This window comes from Hymenobacter montanus (assembly GCF_014699115.1).
GTDB classification, from domain to species: Bacteria; Bacteroidota; Bacteroidia; order Cytophagales; family Hymenobacteraceae; genus Hymenobacter; species Hymenobacter montanus.
Genome location: NZ_JACXAD010000029.1, coordinates 29630 through 41423, shown reverse-complemented (window position 1 = coordinate 41423; position 11794 = coordinate 29630). Strand labels below are relative to the sequence as shown.

Here is an 11794-nt window from a genome sequence, read left to right as displayed (position 1 = left end):
TATATAACAAAAGCAGATAGATAGCAGCTATAAGCAGCATTTTCCGAGCAACAGTCCAGCCAGCTCCGGTAATCAATGCGACAACTCAGCCCACAGCGCATCGGTCAGCCAACTGCGCGCTGCTGGCAGCAAGTAAGAATACCGCTTTATGTGGGGAGCCGCGCCTAGAGCTTCAGAAACTGCTTCAGGTAGGGGGCGGTCCGGCTGGCCGCGGCTTGCGCCACCACGGCGGGCGGACCGGTGGCTACCACGCGCCCGCCGTCTTCACCCGCCCCCGGGCCGATATCGATAACCCAATCGGAGCTGGCCACTACGCGTAAGTCGTGCTCGACGACGATGACCGTGTTGCCGGCAGCGACCAGGGCCTCGAGCTGCACCAGGAGCCTTTCTACGTCGGCCGGGTGCAGGCCGGTGGTGGGCTCATCGAGGATGTAGAGCGTGTTGCCGCGCCCGATTCGTTGCAGCTCCGTGGCCAGCTTGATGCGCTGGGCTTCGCCGCCTGATAGTTCGGTGGCCGGCTGGCCCAGGCGCAGATAGCCCAGCCCCACTTCGCGCAGCACGGTGAGGGCGCGGTGTACGGGGGGCTCATCGGCGAAGAACGCCCAGGCCTCATCCACGGTCAGCCCCAGTACCTCGGCAATGTTTTTACCGCGGTAGTTGACTTCCAGGGCTTGGGCGTTGTAGCGGGCCCCGTGGCACCCGGGGCAGGGGGCATACACGCTGGGCAGAAACAGGAGCTCCACCATCACGAAGCCTTCGCCCTGGCAGTTTTCGCAGCGACCCTTAGCCACGTTGAAGGAAAAGCGGCCGGCGTCGTAGCGGCGCTGGCGGGCCGCAGGGGTGGCCGCGAACAGCTTGCGCACGTGATCGAACAGGCCCGTGTAGGTGGCCATGTTGGAGCGCGGTGTGCGGCCGATGGGCTTCTGGTCGACCTGGACCAGCCGCTTGATGGATCCCAGGTCGGTGGTGAGCTGCCCGCCCAGGGTGATGGGGGCGGGCTGGTCCAGCGCGTCGGCCTCCTCTTCAGGCGTAATTTCCTGGCCCAGGTGTTCGGCTACCAGCTCCACCAGAACCTGGCTTATCAGGCTCGACTTGCCCGAGCCCGACACGCCCGTGATGGTGGTGAACACCCCCAGCGGAAAAGCCACGTCGAGCTGGTGGAGGTTGTTGCGGGTAACGCCGGCCAGCTTTAGCCAGCCGGTGGGCGTGCGCGGTAGCCGCGCGGCCCGCGCGGCGGCATCGAAAAGAAACGGACGCGTTTGCGACTCGGCCACTGCTTGCAGCCCCTCGGGAGGGCCGCTGTAGAGAATATGGCCGCCCCGCTCGCCGGCAGCCGGGCCTACATCCACCAGCCAATCGGCTTGCCGGATAACGTCCAAATCATGCTCAACCACGAACAAGGAATTGCCCGCGCTTTTCAGGCCGGCCAGCGCCGCCAGCAGGGCCTCCGTATCAGCGGGGTGGAGGCCGGCGGAGGGCTCGTCCAGCACGTATACTACGCCGAACAAATTGGAATACAGCTGAGTAGCCAGCCGCAGCCGCTGTAGCTCGCCGGGTGAAAGCGTGGGCGTGCTGCGTTCCAGCGAGAGGTAGCCCAGGCCCAGGTCGATCAGCCCGGCGAGGCGGGCCGTCAGGTCGGCGGCAATGCGCTGCTTCACAACGACCTGCTCAGGGTGCTCGGCCTCGTGGGGCGACTGGCCGGCTTCGCCCCGGGCATAGGGCTGCAAAAGGCTCGCCAGGCGCTGCAGCGGCAAGCGCGACAGCTCGGCGATGTCGAGGCCCGCGAATGTGACCGCCAGCGACTCGGGCCGCAGGCGTTTGCCGTGGCAGGCGGGACAGTCGCTGCTGAGCAGGTACTGCGCCACCCGCTTCTTCATGAGGGGGCTGTGGGTGGTAGCGAAGGTGTGCAGCACGTGCCGTCGCACACCCGTGAAGGTGCCCATGTAGCTGGGCTCGAGCTTGCGCTTGAGGGCTTGGCGGGTTTGCTCGGGCGTGAAACCGGCGTAGACCGGCACGACGGGCTGCTCGTCGGTAAACAGAATCCAGTCGCGGTCCTTTTGCGGCAGGTCGCGCCAGGGCGTGTCGACGTCGTAACCCAGGGTTACGAGGATGTCGCGCTGGTTTTGCCCGCCCCAGGCCGGGGGCCACGCTGCAATGGCCCGCTCCCGAATGGTGAGCGAGGGGTCGGGCACCATGCTTTGCTCGGTAACTTCATACACCCGACCCAGCCCGTGGCAAGTGGGGCAGGCGCCTTCCGGGGTGTTGGGCGAGAAGGCTTCGGCGTAGATAATGCCCTGGCCCGCCGGGTAGTCGCCGGCCCGGGAGTACAGCATGCGCAGCAGATTGGAAAGCGTGGTGACCGAGCCCACCGACGAGCGGGTACTCGGTGCGCCACGCTGCTGCTGCAAGGCGACTGCGGGCGGTAGGCCGTCGATGGAGTCGACGGCGGGCACGGCCATTTGGTGAAACAGCCGGCGGGCGTAGGGCGACACCGACTCGAGGTAGCGGCGCTGGGCTTCGGCGTAGAGCGTGCCGAACGCCAGCGACGACTTGCCCGAACCCGACACGCCCGTGAACACCACCAGTGCGTCGCGCGGCAGGTCCACGTCGACGTTCTGGAGGTTGTGCTCGCGGGCTCCGCGTACGCGGACGAAGCCGGTGAGCTCCGCGGATGGAGGAGTGGCAGGCAGAGACGTGCGCGAAAGCTTAGGCAAGGAAACGTGCAAAACAGGGTGGCCTCGCTATACGCAGGAGGTGTCGCAACAGGTTCGGTGGAGCTGCGCAGTTTGGGGCCCTTGCGCCTTAGTGCATAAATGCAGAGCAAGTGGCGCTGGCGCGTTGGTGACGCGTTGTCCTTCAGCTTAGCATCTGCGACGCTTCGCTTACGTCGTAATCTCTTGTACTGGTGCGCACCTGCTGCGCAAAACCCGTCGGCCGCGCGTCGCAGACGTGTCCCAGTGACACCCTGCATAATCGACGTTGCCAACGCATCCTAGAGGTTGCCGCCGACATAAATTGGTTGTTGGCTACTTGAATAATGCTCATCTTTGACGATAAAATTAAAATAACTGGGGTTAAGATGAAAGCATTTCTACTCGTCGGGTTATTAATATGGGCCAGTTTGTCGGCGCGGGCCCAAACGTATTATCTCGATCTAAGTGGACAGGTGGTAGCTGTTCCTAACCGCCAGGTAGCCGTGGAGCAGGTGGTGGATGGGCGCCCCGGGCACCCAGCCATTGGGATTGCCTACCGCGGCTTAGCCCGTAAGGCCGCCTCGATTACGTTTCGGCAAGGTCTCGAGCCTGAGCTGACCGCTTTTTTGCGGTCTCAGCTGCCGGCCCGGCCCGCCGACCATTCCGTGCTGCTGTGCCTGCGTAGCCTCCACATAAGCGAAACCATCGGCGGCGCGAAAGAGCAGGCCACCGCCGAGCTAAGCGCTGATGTATACGAGGCCCTGAATGGCGGCTATCGTTTTGTGCGACAGGTAGGAGCCCTGGCCAGCAGCCAAGGCCGTGAAGTTACCGGCCACCACGCGGGCCACTTAGCCGCGCTGCTGAGCCGTAGCCTTGGTCAGCTAACCGCCGTTGACTGGTCCGTGGTAGGCGCGCGGCCAGCCCATACGATGGCCGAAATCCGCGCCAACGCGCCATCCGTTCTTGCCGCTGGGGGCCGGCGCGGACCCGTGCCGCCCATTCTAACTGGAACGCCGCGGCGGGGCATCTACTACCACTTCGAGCAGTTCTTAGCTAATCAGCCCGATACGAGTGTAGCCTTTCGCATTGATACCATCCGGCGGCGCTATAAAAGCCCGCTGGCTACGCTGCGCTGGCACGGGGTGGCGCGGGTACGGCCAGTGATACCCAACGGCACGGGGCGCACCACGGTGCCAACCGACATTTGGGGGTTCTCGGACGGACAGCAGTTGTTTGTGCAGTACAACAAGCAGTTTTTCCCACTGATGCGCCAGGGTGGGTCTTTCACCTTCGTAGGCGAGGCCCCCCTCGACTTGGAATATGAGCAGGCTGCTACTGCCGCTCAGTTGCGGACTGGTTTGATAGGCGTGGCAATGCTGAGGGCAGTCAACCACACTGGTGAGCCCTTGGCTTATGGGCTCGACCTCCTCACTGGGGCGATGGGACCTTACCCGGGCCTGCCCACCTCGGTTCGCCTCGATACAGCTTATTTGTACCTGTACCGTCCAGCCCAGGCAACCAATGCTGAACCCATCAAGGTGTATGTAGACGGGCAGGAAAGGGGCTCATTGCGCCCCGGCACATACCTGGAATTATCCTGGGCCCGGTACGGCAAGCCGATGCAGCTATGCCTGGGTGGCCTGCCGGCACTCAACTCCTGCCAGTATCTGGTGCCGAATGTAGCGCAGCTCAGTTATTTGAAAATCAACTCAGCCAACGCGTCCCACCCCTGGCAATGGATGACTGCCCGCCAAGGCTCCGCCGACTTGGACGAGTTAGATAAGCGGGCCCGCTAGCCGCGTAGCGGCGACCGGTTGGTAGAAAGCCGAGCAAGAACCACATTAAAGCTGCGTAGCGGTGACAGTACTTCTGCCGCATCTGTCGCCGCTACGCGGCTTTTTCCTGGTGGCTCATACTACTTCTACCAACCGGTCGCCGCTACGCGGCTTAGCCATCCGTCGATTCACCTCTTGTTGCCCTATTGGGTAGAAACTCGCTATGGTAGGTCGAGACCTGGTTGGGTTTAGTAAAAATGCTTAAAAAAGGTACGGTCGCCGTGCTGTGCTCTACTCCAGACTGCTCATCCAGCGTCACCGGTTTCCTCGTTTATTCGTTGCAGGCTTGCCGAGTTGATGCAGTAGCGCAGGCCGCCGGGCTCCGGACCGTCGGGGAACACGTGGCCGAGGTGGCCGTCGCACACGTTGCAGCGGGCTTCCAGGCGCTGCATGCCGAAGCTGTCGTCGAAGGCGTAGCGAATGGCGTTGTGGGCGAAGGGCTGCCGAAAGCTCGGCCAACCGGAAATAGCGTGGTATTTCTCGGCGGCGGCAAACAGCCGGCTGCCGCACCCGGCGCAGGCGTAGGTGCCGGGCTCGTAGGAGCGACAATAGGCGTTGCGGTAAGGCGGTTCGGTGGCCTGCTGGCGCAGCACCTGGTACCGGTCGGGCGAAAGCCGCCGGGCCCACTCCGCCGCGGAGTGCTGCACGCGCCGGGCCGGCTCGGGGTTGCCATATTTGGCAAACGTGATGATGTCCTTCCAGCGGAGCATGGGAGCGGCGGGGGTAGGCAACGTGGGGGCTACCCGGAAGTAGCCAGCAGCGCCACTACAGCCACGGGATCGTCTACCTCAATAATGAGTTGGTGGTAATCTTCGTCGCGCAGCTTAATTACGACAAGGTTATCGGGGTTAGCCAGGTCGGTAAACGACGGCTTGTGGCTGCCCTGGTAGTCGAGATAAAATGTGCCCGCCGTGACCACGCCGGGCCAGTGGGTGCCACCAGCGCGCAGGCCTTCGAGGCGCTGAGCTGCTTCGGGGTCGTGCCGGACTTCCGCGATATGGGCGCGCGGAATGGTGAGCTCGCTTTTGAAGGCCAGGACTCTATGCAAGCCGCGTACGGTAAACACAGCGGTATCCTGATGAATAGTTACTTCAACCATGATGAAAATTACTGGGCCAGCGAGGAGGAAGGAGCCGCGCGGGCTGCCGGGTTGGTTGCGGGCTGACCCGGTCCGTCGGCCGCTCGCCCGCGCATCAGCACCAGGTACAACCCACCCGACACCAGAAAGCCGACGAACCACGCGTAGTTGTATACGGCCACTAGGCCGGGCCAGACGACTCCTTTTTCCAGTACGCCAACGGCGGTGAGAAAACCCGGCACGTTAGGCAGAATGCCGCTGACCAGCGCGGCCAGGGCCGCCAGGTTGAAGCCGTTGCGGTAGGCGTAGCGGCCCTGGTATTGGTAAAGGTCGGGCACGTCGAGCCGCTGCCGACGAATGAGGTAGTAGTCGGCAATCATGATGCCGCCAATGGGGCCCAGCAGGCCCGAATAGCCCACTAGCCAGGTGAAAATGTAACCCGAAGGGTCGGCGATGAGCTTCCAGGGGAAGATGAGCACGCCGAGCACGCCGGTGAGGTAGCCCCCGGTTTTGAAGCTGATGCGGGTGGGCGAGAAGTTGGCGAAGTCATTGGCCGGGCTCACGATGTTAGCCGCGATGTTGGTGGCCAGGGTGGACAGAGCCACCGCCAGCATAGCCCCGCTCACCAGCAGCTTGCTATCGAAGCGGCCCGCCAGTACTACCGGGTCCCAGATGGTGTGGCCGTAAATAACCAGCGTAGCCGAAGTCACCACCACGCCCACGAACGAGAACAAGGTCATCGAGGTCGGCAGCCCCAGCGCCTGGCCCACCTGCTGGGCCCGCTGGCTGGTGGCGTAGCGCGTAAAGTCCGGGATGTTGAGCGACAGCGTGGCCCAGAAGCCGACCATGCCCGTGAGGGAGGGAAAGAAGAAGGCCCAGAACGCGGCGCGGGAAGGGAACTTGCTCGGCTGCGCCAGAATGGGCCCCAGCCCGTGCCCGGCGGCAATGGCCCACCACAGCAGCGCCAGCGCCGCCACGGGCAGAAAAAACGCCTTAAAAACCAGCAGCTTGCGGATGCTCTCGACGCCGAGGTACACCACGTACATGTTTAGCGCCCAAAACAGCAAAAACACCAGCGCCGGCCCCGTCGGCAGCGCCCAGCTGGCCGGAAATACCGGCGGCAGTGTGCCCAGGGCCGGCACCCACAGCACGGCCATCTGGTAGAGAGCGTAGCCCCCAATCCAGGTTTGAATGCCGAACCAGCCGCAGGCAATAATGGCCCGTAGCAAGGCCGGCACGTTGGCTCCCCGCACGCCAAAGCTGGCCCGCGCAAACACCGGGAAGGGAATGCCGTACTCGGCGCCGGCCCGCCCATTAAGCAGCATCGGCACCAGCACGATGGTGTTGCCCAGAAAAATAGTGAGCAGGGCCTGCCACCAGTTCATGCCGCCCTCAATCAGCGAGCTGGCCAGCATGTAGGTGGGGATGCACAGGCTCATGCTAATCCAGAGGGCGGCGTAATTGCCGGTGCCCCAGGTACGCCCGGCCGGAGAAATCGGGGCCAGGTCGGCGCTGGTAAGGCCGGGGGCGGGGGCGAGTTCGGGCGCGTGTTGCGGCGAGGGATTCATGGCAGTTCGCTAAAATCAGAGGAAGTAAAGCCGATCATGCTGAGTGGAGCCGAGGTACCACTGCCTCAATACTAATCGAAAGCAGGTTTATAATCAGGACCCACGCAACGAGGCAGGTTGGCTGCGCTTCACAACATCATCCCGAAGATGCGGAAGTCAATTTAGCTGACGTCCGGATATCCCCGCAGGCTTCTCCTAGTCGAGCGCCACCCGGAGTAGGGGTAGCCCCACGATGGCTATTCACCGTGCCTGACCCCGGGCCACACAGGTTTAGGAAACCTCCTTCAGCGGCTTCTCCAGCACCAGCAGCGTCAGTGGCTGCTTCGGAATGCCGTAGCGCGGGTCGGTGGGGAAGGGCTCGGTTTTGCCGCTCCGCTGGTAGCCTTGCCGTTCGTAGTAGGCAATCAGCTCGGGACGCACGGAAATGACCGTCATCCTGCTCACGGTGCAGCCGTGCTGCCAGCCGTAGTCCTCAGCTGCCCGGAGCAGGAACTTGCCCACGCCCTGGTTCTGCGCGGCGGGTGCCACCGCCAGCATCGACAAGTACAGCACCGTGCCCTGGGCCTGCACGTGGAAGCTGCCCAACAGGTGGTTTTCCTCACCTGAACAGAGTAGGATAGCGGCATTGGGCAAGGCCAGCAGGTCGGCCAGGCCCGCCTCGTCGATGCGCTGGCCGTCGAACAGGTGGGCCTCAGTGGTCCAGCCCTGGCGGGAAGAGTCGCCCCGGTAGGCGCGGTTCACGAACTGGGCCAGACGGGGGATGTCGGTGGGCGTAGCTGTGCTAAGGCGGAAAGTGGCGGGCATGGGGTAAAAATAACTGCGAGCGTTTTGTGGGTACAGAGTTTACGAAGTTTTCTCCAATGAAAAAATAGATAACTTTTTGATAAATAACGATTAAACAAAGCTTACTGCCGGAGGTGCCGTCCTAGTTCCGATACCGAAGTAATGCCGAGCCGTTGGGCTTGCTGCTGGCGCATCAGCAGGGCGTAGGTGTTGTTGAAGCCCAGCGGAGCCAGCCACTCCAGTCCGTAGCGGCGCCGGAACTCGGTGCGCACGTAGTTCAACACCGCTGCCGGCTGCCCACCCAGTGAATCGACCACGGCGGGCGGGGGCTGCAGCAGTACCAGCAGGCCGGTGCCGGTGTATTCGGGGTATAAGTCGATGGCCCCGTCGCGCAGGGCCTCGAAGCAGATGGTGGTGCCTCCCAGGCCGGTTTTGGTTTGCACGGCCAGGTCGGTATTGCCTCGGATGAGCGCCGCGTACATTTCAGCGAGGATGTACTGCTCAGCAAAAATTTTAGAGCCCAGGCGCACGACGGGCGCATCTGCCGGGGCCGGGCGCGGGGCCCGCCACAGCCCGCGCCGCCGCAAAAAACTTTCGGCAATGGCTTGGGGTGGCTGGTGCAGGTAGTCGGCGCGGTAGTTCAGGTTGGTCATCACCGAATCGGAAATCTGACCATCCAGCTGGGCCAGTACGGCGACTAACTCAGGGTGCTCCCGCAGCAGCGCGGGGCGGACCACCGGCACCGCGTAGTAAGGCGGAAATACCCGGCGGTCGTCGTGCAGCACCCGCAGGTTGTAGGCCCGAATGCGGCCGTCGGTGGAGTAGCCGTCGATGACGTCCACGTCGGCGTGGCGGGCGGCTTCGTACACCAGCGCGGGCGCCAGCACCACGTTGGGCAGGTGCGTCAGGCCGTAGGTTTTGGTCAGGCTGGGCAGGCCATCGGCCCGCCCCACAAACTCGGGGCTGAACCCGGCCAGCAGCTTGCCCCTGGCGCGGGGCAGCAGGTAAAGCGCCCCCAGCAGCGGTAGCGCTACCAGCAGGGCCCCGCCCACCTGGCCCAGGCGCCGGGTGCTCAGCTTTTGCACGCCGCCGAGGGCGGCGTCAAACGCCAGGGCCAGCCCGGCGGCTGGCAGGGCCCCGGCCAGAATCATCGCGGGATTATTCAGGGCAATGCCGCCGAAGATGAACTCGCCCAGCCCGCCGGCCGCCACGTAGGCGGCCAGCGTGGCCACGCCCACATTGATAACCGTGGCCGTGCGAATGCCCGCCATGAGCACCGGCAGGGCCAGCGGCAGCTCCACCCGCCGTAGCACCTGGCCATCCGTCAGGCCCAGCCCCCGGGCGGCATCCACCACGGCCGGCGGCACTCCCTGAATGCCCGCCAGCGTGTTGCGGATAATCGGTAGCAGCGAGTACAGAAACAGCGCGAAAATGGCCGGCTTCGGCCCAATGCCCAGCAGTGGAATCAGGAAGCCGAGCAGGGCGATGCTGGGCACGGTTTGCAGCCCGCCCGCCAGGCCGAGCACCGCCGGCGCCCAGCGGGGCTGCCGCGACAGCCCCAGGCCCAATGGCACGCCCAGCAGCACCGCCAGCAACAGCGACGCCGCCGTCAGGCCAAGGTGCTGCAAGGTTTGCTCTCCCAGCTTACCAGCCTGATCGTGCCAGAAAGTAAACAGCGCGGTTATCGTTTCCAAGCGTCCTCCTCTCGTTGTAGTGCCTCGCCGAAAGCCCCCATGAGCTGAGGTACCGTGAAGGGGGCTGTAGCGGGTGTCGGGCCAGTCAACCATTCCAGCGCTTCATGCACCGTAGTTTTAGCGGTCAAGGCTGATGAGGTGAGGCCGTTGGGAGAATAAGCCGGGAGGTAACCTTGGTCTCCAGTGCTCACCTCATCACCCAAGTCTAAAAACACGTCGCCCAGCGTCAGGGTGCGGAGCTGCAAGGCCAGGCGCTCGGCGGCGAAGAAGCGGCGCACAAACTCATTGGCCGGCCGGAATAGCAGCTCGCGCGGAGTGCCCAGTTGTTGAATCTGCCCCGCATCGAGCAGCATAATCCGGTCGGCCAACTCGAAGGCTTCGGTTACATCGTGGGTCACGAGCACCACGGTTTTGCGACGCAGTTCTTCCAGCTCCCGGAACTCGCGCCGAATGCTGGCGCGAGTCAGCGGGTCGAGGGCGCCGAAGGGCTCGTCGAGCAGCACGATGGGCGGGTCGGCGGCCAGGGCCCGGGCCAGGCCCACGCGCTGCTGCTGTCCGCCCGAAAGCTGGTGCGGGTACTGCCCGGCATAGCGTTCCGGCGGCAGGTGCAGGCGGGTGAGCAGCGCCGTAGTGCGGGCCGCAATGGCCGTGGGCGGGTGTCCGAGTAGGCGGGGGACCACGGCGATGTTTTCGGCTACGGTGTAGTGCGGCAGCAATCCCACCTGTTGAATCACGTAGCCGATGCCGCGCCGTAGCGTTTCGGGCCGCTGGGCCCGAACATCCTGCCCATTGATCTCGACCGTGCCGCCATCGGATTCAATCAGGCGGTTGAGCATTTTGAGCAGGGTGGTTTTGCCGCAGCCACTGGGCCCGAGCAGCACCAGCGTTTCGCCAGCGGCTAACTCGAACGACACCTCCCGGACGACGGCGTGCGCCCCGAAGCGCTTGCTGAGCTGAGAGGCGCGGATGATGGGCGGTTGGTGGTCGGGCATGGCGGTAGGGCTGGGCAAGATAACCCGACCAGCGTATTTAAGCGAGTGCGCCAGCCTGATTAGCGCTTGGGCTGGCTTTATTTACGGGGCACCTGGGCTCTCGCCAACTGAAAGCTGGCTGGAGTATACAAAGGCGACTTCTTCGGGCAACGCTACGGCCGCCGGTAATCCTCATGCCCCGTGGGGTCCCGTGAGGTTGGAGTTGCTGGATGAGCCGCCCTGGCACGGATCTGGTTACTGGGAGGCCGTTACCAACAGCTTTTCATTCAATTACCGTTAGTAGCCTGAAAAATTCTGCGAGAAGAAGAGCATGGATGCAAAGGAGGACTGCTGGTGCCAGCCCGCGAGTGGTGGCCGTTTCAGGCATCTGCCCCAAATTGGTATCTGGTCGTCGCGGGTTAGCCAGCTAGCGGAAGTTAAAGCTCGCCCTATGCCCTGATGCTTTAGGTGTTCGTACTTTTGTGTCGTACGCGGCCCCGCCGCTTTTACTTTTTAGCTTTACGACAATGGCAGTTTATCCCGAATATATGGTGGCGCCCATCCGGCAAGACCTCACCGAAGTTGGTTTCGAGCAGCTGATGACCCCCGAGGATGTAGAATCGGCCCTCGCCTCGAACGAAGGCACCGTGTTAGTTGCCGTGAACTCGGTGTGCGGCTGCGCCGCCGCCAAGGCGCGTCCGGCCCTGAAAATGGCTTTGGCCAGCGCCGAAAAAAAGCCCGGCAAGCTCGTGACTGTATTCGCCGGCATGGAAACCGATGCCGTCGCCAAGATGCGCGAACACCTGCTCCCGTACCCGCCCTCGTCGCCCTGCATCGCCCTGTTCAAAGATGGCGAGCTGGTGCACATGATTGAGCGCTACCACATCGAAGGCTCCGATGCCATGCGCATCGTCAACAACCTGCAAGGCGCGTTCGAGGAGTACTGCTAATCAGCAAGTCTTCGCGGTTCAACCTGGAATACGCTGGTTTTTATTTCGCTGCTGACATAAAACGCCCTGCCTTAGTTAAGGCGGGGCGTTTTATGTGAGTGGGGTGAGTCAGGGGCTTGGTGATTCCTTCGCGAGAAAACAGCCCAGCGTAAGGACTAGCCCCAGGCCTAGCACCGTCCAGCGGCGGTTACGGTCAGGCAATGTAAGCTGGCCAGCTGCTAC

The 11794-nt window shown here is 63.3% G+C and carries 9 protein-coding genes; 2 read left to right on the top strand and 7 right to left on the bottom strand.

What is annotated here, in order from left to right; translation table 11 throughout:
• Positions 1-164: 164 nt before the first annotated feature.
• Complete coding sequence (locus tag IC235_RS19845; protein WP_223847437.1) at positions 165-2714, bottom strand: excinuclease ABC subunit UvrA; 2550 nt, start codon at positions 2712-2714, stop codon at positions 165-167.
• 365 nt (positions 2715-3079) lie between these two features.
• Here IC235_RS19845 and IC235_RS19840 point away from each other — a divergent pair, with 365 nt between their 5' ends.
• Positions 3080-4489: a hypothetical protein gene (locus IC235_RS19840; protein ID WP_191006952.1), complete on the top strand. Its 1410-nt coding sequence runs from the start codon at positions 3080-3082 to the stop codon at positions 4487-4489.
• Positions 4490-4773: 284 nt separating this feature from the next.
• On the opposite strand, the gene msrB is transcribed toward IC235_RS19840, so the two are convergent.
• The 6 genes from msrB to IC235_RS19810 form a co-directional block, all read right to left on the bottom strand.
• Positions 4774-5238: a peptide-methionine (R)-S-oxide reductase MsrB gene (gene msrB / locus IC235_RS19835; protein WP_191006951.1), complete on the bottom strand. Its 465-nt coding sequence runs from the start codon at positions 5236-5238 to the stop codon at positions 4774-4776.
• A 29-nt stretch (positions 5239-5267) separates the two neighbouring features.
• Positions 5268-5627, bottom strand: coding sequence for a hypothetical protein (locus tag IC235_RS19830; RefSeq protein WP_191006950.1), 360 nt, complete (start codon positions 5625-5627; stop codon positions 5268-5270).
• Positions 5628-5635: 8 nt separating this feature from the next.
• On the bottom strand, positions 5636-7174 hold the full coding sequence (locus tag IC235_RS19825) for an NCS1 family nucleobase:cation symporter-1 (RefSeq protein ID WP_191006949.1): 1539 nt from the start codon (positions 7172-7174) through the stop codon (positions 5636-5638).
• 270 nt (positions 7175-7444) lie between these two features.
• Positions 7445-7978 carry a GNAT family N-acetyltransferase gene (locus tag IC235_RS19820; protein WP_191006948.1) on the bottom strand — a complete coding sequence of 178 codons (534 nt, stop codon included), beginning with the start codon at positions 7976-7978 and terminating at the stop codon, positions 7445-7447.
• Between the two features lie 101 nt (positions 7979-8079).
• Positions 8080-9651, bottom strand: coding sequence for an ABC transporter permease/substrate-binding protein (locus IC235_RS19815; RefSeq protein WP_223847436.1), 1572 nt, complete (start codon positions 9649-9651; stop codon positions 8080-8082).
• Positions 9639-10643 carry an ABC transporter ATP-binding protein gene (locus IC235_RS19810; RefSeq protein WP_191006946.1) on the bottom strand — a complete coding sequence of 335 codons (1005 nt, stop codon included), beginning with the start codon at positions 10641-10643 and terminating at the stop codon, positions 9639-9641. The genes IC235_RS19815 and IC235_RS19810 overlap by 13 nt, the downstream gene beginning before the upstream one ends.
• A 506-nt stretch (positions 10644-11149) precedes the next feature.
• Between IC235_RS19810 and IC235_RS19805 the strand changes: the two genes are divergently transcribed.
• Positions 11150-11572: a BrxA/BrxB family bacilliredoxin gene (locus IC235_RS19805; protein ID WP_191006945.1), complete on the top strand. Its 423-nt coding sequence runs from the start codon at positions 11150-11152 to the stop codon at positions 11570-11572.
• The last annotated feature ends 222 nt before the right edge of the window (positions 11573-11794 follow it).